Consider the following 13,333-nt stretch of genomic DNA (forward strand, 5'->3'; position numbering starts at 1 on the left):
CTTAGGCATAAAAACCTTGACGACTTTTTAATGTGCCGCTACCGCTTTAGGTAATCTGATTAATAATTAAGCAAATTAGATATTTGTTATCCTAAAATTAAATATCAAAACAAATCTAAAGGACGACTTTGGGCAGTCGAACTGAAGAAGGGGGATTGTGTGGTGGAGCAATCTTTCCAGTTTTGGAATATAGATTGAAAAAATAATAAAAGCATTAAAGATTGCTTCCAAATTCGGGATAAGCTGTCGGCAGAAAAAGCCTCCTCGAAATGACGATCTTTGCTGCGTCATTGCGAACTGAAGCAAAGGATTGTGTGGTGGAGTGAAGCAATCTTTCCTGCACGGCATTAATAGTTTAAAAATAAAATAGAAAAATAGATTGCTTTGTCGTGCCTCCTCGCAATGACGGACAATAACAAGTATGATAAACCGCGAAACAATAGATAAGATAATGGATACCGCCCGTATTGAGGAGGTAGTTGGGGATTTTGTGCATTTAAAAAAACGCGGAACCAGTTTAATCGGTAATTGCCCTTTTCATGGCGAAAAAACACCTTCCTTTCACGTATCCGTAACCAAAGGCATTTACAAATGCTTTGGCTGTGGTAAAGGAGGCGATTCGGTGCGCTTTATTATGGACCATGAAAAATATTCATATCCCGAAGCGCTTAAATTTTTAGCCAATAAATACAATATAGAAGTTGAAGAAACCGAACTTAGTCCGCAGGATGCCGAAGCACAAAGTGCTAAAGAAAGCCTCTATATTGTTTCACAATACGCCAGTGCTTTTTTTGTAAAACAGCTTTGGGAAACCGACGAGGGCAGGGGTATTGGCCTAAGTTACTTTAAAGAACGTGGCTTTCGGGAAGATATCCTTAAAAAGTTCGAAGTGGGTTATTCGCCTGATGTTTGGGATGCGTTAACACAAAGCGCTACAAATGGAGGCCATAAATTAGAGTTTTTAGAAGCTACCGGATTATCGATTAAAAACGATAACGGCAAAATTTACGATCGTTTCCGCGGACGTGTAATGTTTCCTATCCATAACTTTACGGGGAGGATTATTGGTTTTGGGGGTAGAACGCTAAAAACCGATAAAAACGTTCCCAAGTACGTAAACTCGCCCGAAAGTGAAATTTACCATAAATCGAATGTGCTTTATGGTTTATTTCATGCCAAAAAAGCCATCCGCGATCTTGATAACTGTTACCTGGCCGAAGGCTATGCCGATGTTCTTTCGGTGCACCAGGCCGGGATAGAAAATGTGGTGGCCTCTTCGGGTACTTCCTTAACCGTAGAGCAGATCAAACTGATCGGGCGTTTTACCCAGAATATCACCATTTTATTTGATGGCGATGCTGCGGGTATCAAAGCTTCGTTGCGGGGTTTAGATATGATTCTGGAAGAAGGATTGAACGTAAAAATTGTTTCCTTCCCCGATGGTCACGACCCCGATTCTTACATGCACCACGTTGGTGCCGGGGCCTTTAAAACTTACCTAGAGCAGAACAGAAAAGATTTTATCTTATACAAAGCCAATGTGCTGCTTAAAGATGCCGGCAACGATCCCATCAAACGTGCAGGCATTATCCGCGATATTGTAGAAAGTATTGCAAAGATTCCCGATCAGATTAAGGCTTCCGTTTTTATCCGCGAGTGCAGCAGTTTACTCGAAATTGATGAGCATATTTTGTTAGGCGAGCTCAATAAAATGCGCTCAGCAAAGGTTAAGAAAAGCTTCGATAACCATCAACGTGCAAATCCATCATCGAGTCCTAAACCTTATTCCTCTGGTGCGCCGGAGCCGCTTGGTCCGCCGGATGATTTATGGGATGATAGCGCTGGTCCTGGGGGCTACGAGCCCGAACCGGTAGAAGAAGAGGAATTTCAGGAGAAAGAGATTATCCGGTTGTTATTAGCTTACGGACATGAATTTGTAAACTGGGACAAGATTGACGACATGTATATCGGTCCGTTTATTTTGCAAAACCTTGCCGATGTTGAATTTGATGATCCGCTTTGTAAAAGGATTATCGATTATTATAAATCGGAAATCGATAATGGACGTTTACCCACATCGAACCATTTTGTGAAGCACGAAGATAGGGTAATTGCTGATCTGGCCATTACACTTTCAACCTCCGAATATGCTTTGAGTGAAAACTGGCTCAACAAACACCTTATTTATGTGAAGGATGAATCGATGAATTTAAAAGCCACGATTTTGGGCGGTATTTTTCACCTTAAGAAACGTAAAGTCGAGAAAATACTGCTGAATTTGTTAAAAGAGATTAAAGAAGAAAAGAACGAGGATAACCAGATGATTTTAATGCAGCGTTATGGTGTAATTAAAGGTGTAGAAAGGGAAATTTCAAAGTTCCTGGGCTCTGTTATAGTTAAGTAATGATTGAATTAGAGATTAGAGAATGATTGATTGATTGATTGATTGATTGAATGAATGAATGGTGAAATGGCCTACTGAAAAATAATATATTTTGATACCCATTCACTCATTCAAAACTTACTCCTTCGAAATTTATTTATTCACTCATTCAAAACCCAATCATTCAATATGTTAAGTAATGATTGAATTAGAGAATGATTGATTGATTGAATGATTGAATGGTGAAATGGCCGACTGAAAATAATATATTTGGATACCCATTCACTCATTCAGATCTTACTCCTTCGAAATTTATTTATTCACTCATTCAAAACTCAATCATTATTTATTCACTCATTCAAAACTCACTCATTCAATAATTAAATATGGCGCTTCATAACGATTTAGGTAAAGAGGGCGAGAGCATCGCCAAACAATATCTCGAAGATCAGGGTTATGAGGTTTTGGATGAAAACTGGACCCATGGCAAGGCGGAGATCGATTTAATCGTTTACAAAGACGGCATTATGGTTTTCGTGGAAGTGAAAGCCCGCAGCTCTGTCGCCTTTGGCGAACCGGAAGAATTTGTGCACAAAGCAAAGCAAATCCAAATGGAATTGGCAGCTAATGCTTATATTGACATCATGAACCATCAAAATGACATCCGTTTTGATATTATTGCAATTACATTTACAAAAAATAAAAATTATAATTTAAACCATATAGAAGATGCGTTTTGGCCTGAAGATTAACCCCATCAAAAATTTCATGTTTATAGGAGTTGCGCTTGCATTTATAAGTGCTTGTAAAGATACTACAACTACAACCTATAGAAACTTTGTTTCACCAATGATTGGTCTTAACGTACCATCGGGCAACGAATTTGATGTTAAAGTACAGTTTGGAACTGAGCAAAAAGTAGATTCGGTAGTGTACCTGATCGATACCATTAAAGTGGTTTCGAAAACCGATACCTCAGCAATAAAACTTAGAACTGCTGGTTTAAAATTGGGCAATCACCTGCTAACAGCAAAGATATTCGGCGAAGGGAAATCAGAAGATTTAACCTCAAACATCAATATTCTGGCCGCTCAGGCACCAGCAGAATATACTTATAAAGTAATTAAAACTCTGCCTCACGATACCGCTTCTTATGTAGAAGGTTTAGAATACCACGATGGCTTTTTCTACGAAAGTGCAGGCGATTATGGTCATTCCAGCTTACGTAAAGTAGATCCTGCAACTGGTAAAATCCTGCAGAAAGCAGACCTGGATAAACAATATTTTGGCGAAGGGATCACCGTAATTGGCAGCAAAATTATTCAGCTAACCTATCGCGAAAAAGTGGGTTTTGTATATGACAAAGCCACTTTTAAAAAGCTATCAGAGTTTTCGTACACTACAGGCAGAGAGGGTTGGGGACTTGCTTTTGACGGACAGAAAGTATTGAATACTGATGGATCCAACACCATCTTTTTCCTGAATAAGGATACTTACCAAAAAACCGGATCAATTGATGTTTTTGATAACAAAGGAGCTATTCAAAACCTAAACGAGCTGGAAGTGATTGATGGTAAGATTTATGCAAATGTGTACACTACAAATAATATCCTCATCATTAACCCCGAAACAGGTGCTGTAGAAGGCAAGGTTGATTTATCCGGATTGTTACCTGCCGATTATTTCAAAACAGAAGATGCAAAAGCCAATAATGTATTGAACGGAATCGCTTATGATAAAGCAACTAAAAGGCTTTTTGTGGCCGGTAAAAAATGGCCGCATATTTTCCAGATTGAGTTGGTAAAGAAATAGCAACATTATCGTCATTGCGAGGAGGAACGACGAAGCAATCTTACAACTATCGCTATAATCCATATTTTAAAGATTGCTTCGTCGGCTGAAAAAGCCTTCTCGCAATGACGAGTTTCGGAGCTAGATTGTTATATTAATCCTTTTTCTTCGGTTCATTTAAATAACCGTTAAAAATTATTGGTTGTTTATTTACACTGCTGGCCGTTAACTGCGCATAACCATTGGTAGAAATATTGATGGTAAACCGGTAGTTTTCCCTTTTTACATCCTTTGTGTTAATCTGGATGGTATAAGCTCCTTTTTTATTCTTCGATTCCGTATAAGTAAAATCTTTCGAGGTAAATTTAATTCCGCCCTCACTCGGATCTAAAGGTGCAGAATATGATCTTCCATAATAAGGCAAAAAGGCTATTACACTATCTTTCGTTACCCTTACGTCGTATTGAGAACCTGTGAGGTTGATTGTAGAACCACCTTGTCCCCCAGGCATCATATTTAACACCCGGCTAATATCATTATTGGCCATAGGCATGGCGGTATTGGCAACAAAAGTATAATTCTTATCTGCTACAATTTTTACTGTAGTTTCTTTATTGGTTTGGGCAAAAGATTGAACCCCGATCGAAAGAAAGGCAAAGCTCAATATTAAATTTAAACGTTTCATAATGTGTGTTTTAAATGTGTAACAATTTAAAGATGCACAGATTTGAAAGATTCCATAATAGTGCCAAAAATGGAATGTAGCGTAAATTTAATGATATATTATGGATTTACTTTTTCCGAATAAACTGATTTATACAAAGTGTTGCTTTTTTCATCTTCAGAAGCTCCTGTAGCCGTAAACTTATAATTGCCGGCGGGTATATTTTGGAGTTCTATTTCGCCGTTTTCATTCGTTATCAGTGTAATTGGATTTCCGCCCTGTTTTTTCCCTCCCTTAAGTATTACACCAGCAATTGGCGAACCTGCCACCCTCGAATTTGGATTGGTAGATGGAACAGAAACCACAAATTTATAATTTCCTGTAGCCATGTTGTTAAATTCTATTTCACCATTTTCGTTAGTAATAAAAGTAATTAAATCTTCTGTATTTTTGCTGCCTTTAACCACAATGCCGCTAATTGCTTGTCCGGCTGTAAAATTAATATCTCCGGTTGCTGCATCCAGTTTACCCTTAATCGATTTCATAATGCAGGGAAAATGAGATTCAGGATAATTCAATTTGCAATAATTGCAGTAGTGCCCATCAGAGGTTTTAGTTTTTGATTGTATAGCTAATTGTTGAGTTTCTGTTAATGTGGTAGTTTTAACCTGAGCCAGAACAATAAAAGAAGTAAATAGCAGAAATGCTGCTATAACAGCCCTTTTTTTCATAAAATTTGATTAGAAGTTTAAAATTAATCAAAAAATATGGCTCCTGCCAGTTTTTTTACCTTGCCAGAGGGTTTTATTTCTTTTTTGATGCTTTTGCAAAAGGATTAAATGCCAGGGCAAGCTTAACCCAAAAATCGAGTTCATCATTACGGCTTAGTACATCCTCCGAAACCGAAATATAACCTTTCATTGGTCTGCTGCCCATCACCATCTGTTCCCAGCCATCCTTATCTGATAAATTTTCCAGTTCATTTGGATCCAGTCGCACCATCATGCCTTCTTTAGAAACACCAATACACATTTTGCCGTTCACCATAAACACCAATCCGTTAAACATCAGTTTTTCTTCTACGTCAGGTATATGCATTAAACGTTCGGCTACCCTGAGGGCAAGGGTTTCGTTGTATTTCATGGTTTTAAATTCTTGTTTAACATGAATTGGATAATTAATATCCCTATGGACAGTTTGCAACAGTTTTTTCATTAAGGCGGTCGTCACCCTGAATTTATTTCAGGGTCTTTCACGCTAAAAAGATGCTTATCCCGATGTGGAAATCGGGGCAGTATGACGATTCAATCTGGACCAGGCGCTTCTACAACCATTCTCATTATAACTCCAGGCAATTTATCCTAAAATTAATGTTTAAAAGATGTTGAACAAAATAATTTCCTTAGTAGCTCTATTTCAGTAAATTTGCAATATGTTGTTAAACTGCTATCAGGAAGAATTATTAGAGGCCGGATGTGATGAAGCTGGAAGAGGTTGCCTTGCCGGGCCTGTTTTTGCAGCTGCGGTAATTTTGCCAAAGGGTTTCGTGCTTGAAGGATTAAACGATTCCAAACAGTTATCACACGATCAAAGGGCTTTATTAAGGCCAATTATCGAACAGGAAGCTTTAGCCTGGGCCGTAGCCTCCTGCGATCATGAAGAAATAGACCGCATCAACATATTAAATGCTTCCTTTTTAGCCATGCACCGCGCAATCGAAAAGCTGCATACCCAGCCTCAATACCTCGTTATTGACGGAAACCGTTTTAAAACCTATCCGCAGATTCCGCATAGCTGTATTGTTAAAGGCGATGGGAAATATTTAAACATTGCTGCGGCTTCCATACTGGCCAAAACGCACCGCGATGAATATATGACCAACCTGCATATCGATTATCCGCATTATAACTGGCAACAGAACAAAGGCTATCCAACCATTGCGCATCGTAAAGCAGTAATTGAGATCGGATTATCACCTTTTCACCGCAAAACTTTTAATGTTAGCGATCCGCAGTTAGAACTGTTTTCAAAAAACGCCTAAAATTTCGTAATTTCACAACATTGTGAAAATTCTGTTAATTACTAAGCGGATTCCCTTTCCGCCAAATAGCGGTTATCCCATTGTGGTTTACAATACCATAAAAGGTTTGCTGCAACTTGGTGCAGATATCACTTTGTTTAGTCTTAACCCCACAAAAGGAAGGATCGATATTGAAGACATTTACGATCCCGTTTTTGAACAGATTAAATACCATACCTACGATTTAGATACCGAAGTAAATGTTTGGTCGGCATTTTTTAACATTTTTACCAACGAATCTTATAATGTATCACGCTATTACAGTGAGGATGCTGCGCGTCAATTAGAAAACCTGCTGCGCGAAAATGCTTTTGATATTATCCAGTTCGAAGGGCTTTTTGTAGTGCCATATCTGGATGTGGTGAAGGCAAACAGCAATGCCAAGTTAATTTACAGGGCCCATAATATCGAATTTACCCTCTGGGAACGACTTTCCCATTCAGAAAAATTTCTCGTTCGCCGTAAATACCTCGCATTTTTAGCTCAAAGGCTTAAAGCTTACGAAACCGATCAGATTAACCGTTTCCACCAGATTTTCGCCATCAGCGAGCCCGACCGGCAAAGTATATTGCGCTTCGGCTGTGAAGTACCAATGTCCGTTTTTCCCGTTGCTATTGATTTAGAGAAATATAAAGTAGATAAAACCAAAACCAGTTTCCCTACACTTTTTCATTTAGGAGCAATGGATTGGCGGCCCAATCAGGAGGGTTTAGAATGGTTTCTGGATGATATCTGGCCTGATATCGAAAAGCTGAATAAAGACCTCCGTTTTTATATTGCCGGAAAAAACATGCAGAAACATTTTTTCGAATATGATTCCGAAAACCTGATTGTGGAAGGAGAGGTTTTTGATGCGGTAGAGTTTATGAACTCAAAAGCCATCATGATTGTACCTTTAATTTCGGGTACAGGTATGAGAGTTAAAATTATTGAGGGCATGGCCATGAAAAAATGCATCATTGCCACCACTACTGCTGCCGAAGGGATTAATTGCAGGCATGGACATGATATTTTAATCGCTGATTCGGCGGATGAATTTTACCGTTCAATTTTGCAGTGCATCATTAACCCAAAACGCTGGATGGAAATCGGTGAGAATGCCCGTAAAACCGTTGAGAATGATCACGGCGTTCATTTAATCTCCGGTAAAATGTTAAAGATTTACGAGGAATTGGTGAGCGCGTAGCTAATAACACGATCGTCATCTCGACTGAAGCACAGCGGAACGGAGAGATCTATTTCGAGATAGATTAGCTTCGCTGAGCACTTACGTAGTTCTCGACTGCGTTACATTCCGCCCGAAATGATGATTTTTTGCTTGTGGATAAAGTGAAAATCTATTGAAAACTCATTAAAATTAAGCCAGAATTTCGCCTTTTTCTTAGTAGTTTTGCCCCGCAGAAGAATAAACTCAAAATACTTCATAATTTGCAGCTTAATAAGTGCATAAACAAATTAAAACTGCTTTATTATCATAAAAAATAATATTCACGAATGAAAAATACCGCATTAACAGAAAAACACATCGCTTTAGGCGCTAAAATGGTTCCATTTGCAGGTTATAATATGCCTGTTACTTACGAGGGTATTAATGCTGAACATGCAACTGTTCGCAACGGTGTAGGTGTTTTTGATGTGAGCCACATGGGCGAATTTATCCTGAAAGGCGAAAATGCGCTAGACTTAATCCAACGTGTAACCAGTAATGATGCCTCTAAATTATACGATGGAAAAGTTCAGTATTCTTGTTTGCCAAATCAGGATGGTGGAATTGTAGATGATCTTTTGGTTTATAAAATTGATGATAAAACCTATATGTTGGTGGTAAATGCATCAAATATTGAGAAAGACTGGAACTGGATCCAAAAGTTTAATACCGAAGGGGTAGAAATGCACAATATTTCTGATCAGACTTCTTTGTTGGCTATTCAGGGTCCAAAAGCCGCAGATGCATTGCAAAGCCTGACTGATGTTAATCTGGCATCGATGGAATATTATACTTTCGTTAAAGGTACTTTTGCAGGTATTGAAAATGTGGTGATTTCTGCAACAGGTTATACCGGAGCCGGCGGTTTTGAGATTTATTTCGAAAATCAATATGCAGATCAGATCTGGGATGCCATTTTTGAAGCTGGTGCGCCTTATAACATTCAGCCAATTGGTTTAGGTGCGCGTGATACTTTACGTTTAGAAATGGGTTTCTGTTTATACGGAAATGATATTGATGATACCACATCGCCAATTGAAGCAGGCTTAGGCTGGATTACCAAATTTTCTAAAACTTTTACCAATTCTGAAGCATTACTGGCGCAAAAAGAAGCTGGTATCCAAAAGAAACTGGTTGGTTTCGAAATGATCGATCGTGGTATTCCACGTCACGATTACCAGATTGCTGATGCTGAAGGCAATATTATCGGTAAAGTAACTTCTGGTACACAGGCTCCATCATTGCAAAAAGCAATCGGTATGGGCTACATCGCAAAAGATTTTACTAAAGAAGGTACAGAAGTTTTTATCCTCATCCGCAACACGCCTATCAAAGCAAAAGTGGTTAAGTTTCCTTTTTATAAATAGGATTAACAAAGCAGCAATATTTGTGAACTGATGAAACCGGAAGAAAATAAATATCATGAGCTGCTTTACCACATTGGATCTACCTTACAAACAGCCAGGCAAAATGCCGTAAAGGCCATCAATATTGAGCTGATTATTGCCAACTGGAAAATCGGACGGTATATTGTTGATTTTGAACAGCGAGGTAAACAGAGAGCTGAATATGGGAAAGAGTTATTGGTAACGCTTTCTGCAGATTTGAAATTAAAATATGGCAAAGGATTTAGCCGTTCGAGTTTGCAGCTGATGCGTTTGTTCTATATTAATTACCCCAAATTTCAACCTTTAATAGATAAAGATTTAATTCGCCAGACACTGTCTGGCGAATTCCCAAAAAGCCAAACACCGTCTGGCATTTTGCTAAGTTGGAGTCATTATGCAGAACTTTTAACCATTTCTGATGATCTTGCCAGAAGTTTTTACGAAACACAGGCCATAAAAGAAAATTGGAGTTTTAGGGAAATGAAGCGCCAAATTGATTCAGCTCTATTTCAGAGACTGGCCCTAAGTAAAAATAAAGAAGGTGTACTTGCTTTAGCCGAAAATGGTCTGGTAATCAATAGTTCTGATGATTTAATACGGGACCCCTATATTTTTGAGTTTTTAAACATTCCAACAGGAAGTATTATTAAAGAATCCGGATTAGAGAAAAGGCTTATCGATAATCTGCAGAAATTTTTACTGGAATTAGGTAAAGGTTTTTCATTTGTTGCCCGACAGTTTAAAATAACGGTAGATAATGAACACATGTTTGTTGATATCGTATTTTATCACCGGATATTAAGGTGTTTCGTGCTAATCGACCTAAAAACCAAAAAAGTAAAACACCAGGATATTGGCCAAATGAATTTTTACCTCAACTATTTTAAAGAAGAAGAAAATGTTGAGGGCGATAACGATCCCATTGGGATTATTATTGCTGCAGATAAAAATGAGTTTTTAGTTAAATATGCTACTGGTGGACTTTCAAATAAAATCTTCGTATCTAAATATCAACTTTATCTACCTGATCAAAAAATGTTAGAAGAGAAGATAAAACAAATTATAAATGAATAATACTCACCACATGTCAAAAAAAATAGAAGTTTGTTTAACACCAGCATTAATCGGTTTATACGATATAGAAGAAAGCATTGTGGTGGTGATCGATATTTTACGAGCTACATCATCTATTACCTATGGGATAGATAATGGTGCTGAAGCCATTATTCCGGTAGCTAATGTAGAAGATTGTTTAAATTATCGCGACAGCGGATTCTTGCTGGCAGCAGAAAGAAACGGAGAGGTGGTAACAGGATATGACTTTGGTAATTCGCCTTTCTCCTATACTAAAGAAAAAGTTGGCGGCAAAACAGTTGTCCTTACTACTACTAACGGAACCAAAGCTTTGCATTTAGCACAAAAAAGGGCTTATCAGGTAGTTGTCGGATCATTTCTTAATTTAGACTCACTTTGTTCTTATTTGAAAAGCGAAGATAAAAATGTGCTTTTATTGTGTGCCGGCTGGAAAGATCAGTTCAATTTAGAAGATACCTTATTCGCCGGAGCGGTAGTAAATAAACTCCGTCAGAATTTTGAACATTTTGATGATTCCAGCGTAGCTGCTGAAGATTTATACCTTTTAGCTAAAGATGATCTGCGGAAATACCTGCACAAATCATCACATAGTCACCGTTTGGCTCAATTGAATATCGAAGAAGATGTGGTTTTTTGCCTACAGTTAAATGTTTGCGAAGCTATTCCTGTTTTAGAAGGTGAACGTCTGGTTGCTCTAAAAAAATAAAGAGCGCTATAATCCTCTTTTTTTAAAAGCTAAACTTTAGTCCCAGAAACACTGCATTTTTTCTAAAATTTGCACCATTAAACTGGGTTTCTTCAGTATTACGGTTATTAAAATAAGCTTTATCTACTCCTGAATAAGTATTGATGTTATTGATTTTATAATCAGCATCTACACTTAAATTTTTAGTCAACGGTACCGATAAATTAACACCGCCACTTAATGCAAATGAGTTGGCCTTGTGCGTAAAACTAACAGGTTTGGCAAAATCGGGGATTAAATTCCAGTTAGCCTTTGCAGAATAAGTGTAAAATCCTCCTAAAACCGTGGTACCAATGCTAAATGCATCTGTTTTAAAAACAAATGTCCCTCCGAAATCGAAACCTTTATACCTGGCCTCATAAGTAGAGTTTAGGCCATTGCTTTCAGGGTTACTGGCACTTTCCAAAAGGTGAAATTTTTGCTGGTTGTAAGAAATTCCGATAACCGGATTAATGTTGAATTTTCCTGTTTTAAAAAGTTGATAATCAAGCTGTAAATCAGTATTATACAAATAGCCTTTGTTGGCATTGAGCAGATCAAAATAAAATGCGCCTTGTCTGTTATCATCTGCATAATCGGTATCCTCAGCATCGCCTTTAGTGATATTACTGTATTGATTAGCAATTTTTACACTTAGTTTGCTGGTAATATGGTACTTGATATCTAAACCATAGCCAGGCCCTTTAAGGTTTTTCCAGATCAGCTCTGATAGTATATTTGGATTTGTACCTGAGGAATTACCTGCAATGGACCAATCAAATCTGGATTGCTGAAAGCCAACATAAGGCTTTATTTCCCATTTATGCGGAGCATCCTGTGCAGATGAAGTTTTGTAAAATAAAATCAGAATTAAACAGGTTAAGCAATATTTAAAAGAGAAAATCCGCAAGGTGATCTGCATATTGGTTTTAGGTTTATACAAAGCAAAATACACATAGTGGCGAATTAAACCACTATGTGCAGGTATTTTATTTAAAATGGATATACTGAAGCGATAAACGTTTTATCAGTAGGCGATAAAACAGTGTTCCATCCCACTTCATAATCGCCGATGGTTAATTCGTTTGGAACCGAATAGTGCATGATCGAATTTTTATCATAAGCGCTATAGTTGGTTTGCGTAGTGCTGTATTTAGCAAAGATATTATTATCAGTAGTGGCCTGATCCCAATAATTTGGTGCAGCAGCATAATAAGCGTAAACAGCTGGTTTATCCCATGGAATACTAACTAAAGGATGCTGATGCTCGTGGATCATTCCCAGCGCATGGCCAAATTCGTGTATTACCACGCGGCTGTATTCCGAATCGTCTGTGGTATCGGTTAACCAGCCATAATTCATGGTTGCGCCGCTGGCTGGAGTCGATTTTCCAATATAAGACCATGAACCTCCACTATCAAAAGTTACCCTGATCTTTGCAGTATTATCATTGGTTACGAAATTGAATTTTATGTTTGCATATTGTTCCCACTGTTTGGCAAACTGAATTACTTTCGCCCTTACAACAGCTGTACCGCCGTTCAAACTTACTTTAATGGTAGATCCGTTGGTCCACTTTGATGATTTTATAACGGCACCTCTTGGGGTAGTACCGTCATCAAAAGTTCTTTCTGTACAAATCTTGATCTCGCTAAGCTTATTCACAGACATAGCTTCTGGCTTTTGAAGATCTGCAGTTTCTGTAGGTTTTTCTTTTTTACAAGAATACAATACAGTAGTTAATGCAAGCGCAGCAATCAGCGCTTTATTTAATTTTAAGAATTTCATGTTTTAGGTTTTTTAGGTAAAAATTAATGATCTGTTATTTTGACGGAAATCAAGTTAGAAGATCGTAAAAACCGGAATTCTTCTCATCTGAAAAAGAATGAACAGACTAAAAAACATAGACAGACGTTTAGGTTAATATACTCTGCATTTGCGAAGTATAATCCTAAAGTAAAATAATATTACATAAATACCAAAATAAATGTAATATTTTTA

At 37.8% G+C, this 13,333-nt stretch carries 13 protein-coding genes; 8 read left to right on the forward strand and 5 right to left on the reverse strand.

What is annotated here, in order from left to right; genetic code table 11:
- Positions 1-421: 421 nt before the first annotated feature.
- From dnaG to ABD769_RS19975, 3 genes are all read left to right on the forward strand, one after another.
- Positions 422-2,404, forward strand: a complete 1,983-nt coding sequence (gene dnaG, locus ABD769_RS19965) for a DNA primase (protein WP_344853122.1) — start codon at positions 422-424, stop codon at positions 2,402-2,404.
- A 365-nt stretch (positions 2,405-2,769) separates the two neighbouring features.
- Entirely contained in the window at positions 2,770-3,135 is a 366-nt protein-coding gene (locus ABD769_RS19970; RefSeq protein ID WP_344853123.1) for a YraN family protein, read from the forward strand.
- Positions 3,136-3,151: 16 nt separating this feature from the next.
- Entirely contained in the window at positions 3,152-4,195 is a 1,044-nt protein-coding gene (locus ABD769_RS19975) for a glutaminyl-peptide cyclotransferase (RefSeq protein WP_344853124.1), read from the forward strand.
- Positions 4,196-4,328: 133 nt separating this feature from the next.
- Here the strand turns inward: ABD769_RS19975 and ABD769_RS19980 are convergent, their stop codons facing one another.
- The 3 genes from ABD769_RS19980 to ABD769_RS19990 form a co-directional block, all read right to left on the reverse strand.
- Positions 4,329-4,859, reverse strand: coding sequence for a DUF4251 domain-containing protein (locus ABD769_RS19980; RefSeq protein ID WP_344853125.1), 531 nt, complete (start codon positions 4,857-4,859; stop codon positions 4,329-4,331).
- A gap of 98 nt (positions 4,860-4,957) precedes the next feature.
- Complete coding sequence (locus ABD769_RS19985) at positions 4,958-5,383, reverse strand: SpaA isopeptide-forming pilin-related protein (protein ID WP_344853126.1); 426 nt, start codon at positions 5,381-5,383, stop codon at positions 4,958-4,960.
- 259 nt (positions 5,384-5,642) lie between these two features.
- Positions 5,643-5,981, reverse strand: a complete 339-nt coding sequence (locus ABD769_RS19990) for a TfoX/Sxy family protein (RefSeq protein WP_344853127.1) — start codon at positions 5,979-5,981, stop codon at positions 5,643-5,645.
- A 289-nt stretch (positions 5,982-6,270) separates the two neighbouring features.
- Here ABD769_RS19990 and ABD769_RS19995 point away from each other — a divergent pair, with 289 nt between their 5' ends.
- The 5 genes from ABD769_RS19995 (at position 6,271) to ABD769_RS20015 (ending at position 11,314) form a co-directional block, all read left to right on the forward strand.
- Positions 6,271-6,879, forward strand: coding sequence for a ribonuclease HII (locus tag ABD769_RS19995; protein WP_344853128.1), 609 nt, complete (start codon positions 6,271-6,273; stop codon positions 6,877-6,879).
- Between the two features lie 22 nt (positions 6,880-6,901).
- Positions 6,902-8,104 (forward strand): glycosyltransferase, encoded by a 1,203-nt coding sequence (locus ABD769_RS20000; RefSeq protein WP_344853129.1) that lies wholly within the window; start codon positions 6,902-6,904, stop codon positions 8,102-8,104.
- Positions 8,105-8,412: 308 nt separating this feature from the next.
- Positions 8,413-9,492: a glycine cleavage system aminomethyltransferase GcvT gene (gene gcvT / locus ABD769_RS20005; protein ID WP_344853130.1), complete on the forward strand. Its 1,080-nt coding sequence runs from the start codon at positions 8,413-8,415 to the stop codon at positions 9,490-9,492.
- A gap of 30 nt (positions 9,493-9,522) precedes the next feature.
- Entirely contained in the window at positions 9,523-10,587 is a 1,065-nt protein-coding gene (locus ABD769_RS20010; RefSeq protein ID WP_344853131.1) for a PDDEXK nuclease domain-containing protein, read from the forward strand.
- Between the two features lie 10 nt (positions 10,588-10,597).
- The gene (locus tag ABD769_RS20015; protein ID WP_344853132.1) at positions 10,598-11,314 is read left to right on the forward strand and encodes a 2-phosphosulfolactate phosphatase; all 717 of its coding nucleotides are present in this window, start codon (positions 10,598-10,600) and stop codon (positions 11,312-11,314) included.
- A 22-nt stretch (positions 11,315-11,336) separates the two neighbouring features.
- On the opposite strand, the gene ABD769_RS20020 is transcribed toward ABD769_RS20015, so the two are convergent.
- Both ABD769_RS20020 and ABD769_RS20025 read right to left on the reverse strand, forming a co-directional pair.
- Positions 11,337-12,254 carry a hypothetical protein gene (locus ABD769_RS20020; protein WP_344853133.1) on the reverse strand — a complete coding sequence of 306 codons (918 nt, stop codon included), beginning with the start codon at positions 12,252-12,254 and terminating at the stop codon, positions 11,337-11,339.
- Positions 12,255-12,325: 71 nt separating this feature from the next.
- Positions 12,326-13,120, reverse strand: coding sequence for a M12 family metallopeptidase (locus ABD769_RS20025; protein ID WP_344853134.1), 795 nt, complete (start codon positions 13,118-13,120; stop codon positions 12,326-12,328).
- Between the last annotated feature and the right edge of the window lie 213 nt (positions 13,121-13,333).

Origin of the sequence: Pedobacter jeongneungensis (genome assembly GCF_039538295.1) — a bacterium.
GTDB lineage: Bacteria > Bacteroidota > Bacteroidia > Sphingobacteriales > Sphingobacteriaceae > Pedobacter > Pedobacter jeongneungensis.

What these genes read in the sequence shown, in the direction of transcription:
- dnaG (WP_344853122.1), top strand. Translation starts at nt 422, where the DNA reads ATGATAAACCGCGAAACAATAGATAAGATAATGGATACCGCCCGTATT.
- ABD769_RS19980 (WP_344853125.1), bottom strand. Translation starts at nt 4,859, where the DNA reads ATGAAACGTTTAAATTTAATATTGAGCTTTGCCTTTCTTTCGATCGGG.
- ABD769_RS19970 (WP_344853123.1), top strand. Translation starts at nt 2,770, where the DNA reads ATGGCGCTTCATAACGATTTAGGTAAAGAGGGCGAGAGCATCGCCAAA.
- ABD769_RS19985 (WP_344853126.1), bottom strand. Translation starts at nt 5,383, where the DNA reads ATGAAATCGATTAAGGGTAAACTGGATGCAGCAACCGGAGATATTAAT.
- ABD769_RS20020 (WP_344853133.1), bottom strand. Translation starts at nt 12,254, where the DNA reads ATGCAGATCACCTTGCGGATTTTCTCTTTTAAATATTGCTTAACCTGT.
- ABD769_RS19990 (WP_344853127.1), bottom strand. Translation starts at nt 5,981, where the DNA reads ATGAAATACAACGAAACCCTTGCCCTCAGGGTAGCCGAACGTTTAATG.
- ABD769_RS20025 (WP_344853134.1), bottom strand. Translation starts at nt 13,120, where the DNA reads ATGAAATTCTTAAAATTAAATAAAGCGCTGATTGCTGCGCTTGCATTA.
- ABD769_RS19975 (WP_344853124.1), top strand. Translation starts at nt 3,152, where the DNA reads ATGTTTATAGGAGTTGCGCTTGCATTTATAAGTGCTTGTAAAGATACT.
- ABD769_RS20015 (WP_344853132.1), top strand. Translation starts at nt 10,598, where the DNA reads ATGTCAAAAAAAATAGAAGTTTGTTTAACACCAGCATTAATCGGTTTA.
- gcvT (WP_344853130.1), top strand. Translation starts at nt 8,413, where the DNA reads ATGAAAAATACCGCATTAACAGAAAAACACATCGCTTTAGGCGCTAAA.
- ABD769_RS20010 (WP_344853131.1), top strand. Translation starts at nt 9,523, where the DNA reads ATGAAACCGGAAGAAAATAAATATCATGAGCTGCTTTACCACATTGGA.
- ABD769_RS19995 (WP_344853128.1), top strand. Translation starts at nt 6,271, where the DNA reads ATGTTGTTAAACTGCTATCAGGAAGAATTATTAGAGGCCGGATGTGAT.